Here is a 255-nt window from a genome sequence, read left to right as displayed (position 1 = left end):
TAGATGTTTCAGTTCACCGGGTTTCTCTCCATTTGCATGGATGACTGGCTATAAAACCAGCCGGGTTCCCCCATTCGGATATCCGTGTGTCGTCGCTTCCCTGACAGCTCGGCACGGCTTTTCGCAGTCTGACGCGTCCTTCATCATTCAAGAGTGGCAAGGCATCCTCCGTACGCCCTTCCTTGCTTGATCTAGTTCTCTAACTTTGGTTCTAGTTATGCTTGTTTCGAGATTTTTCTATTTCGTAAGAACTGT

At 48.2% G+C, this 255-nt stretch carries 1 rRNA gene; it reads right to left on the bottom strand.

Going from position 1 to position 255, the window contains the following annotated elements:
* Positions 1-192: ribosomal RNA gene (locus tag Afil_RS10945) — 23S ribosomal RNA — on the bottom strand; the annotation flags it as partial.
* Positions 193-255: the final 63 nt, after the last annotated feature.

The organism is Allobaculum fili (assembly GCF_020969955.1).
GTDB classification, from domain to species: Bacteria; Bacillota_I; Bacilli_A; order Erysipelotrichales; family Erysipelotrichaceae; genus Allobaculum; species Allobaculum fili.
This window is presented reverse-complemented; position numbering and strand designations above follow the sequence as displayed.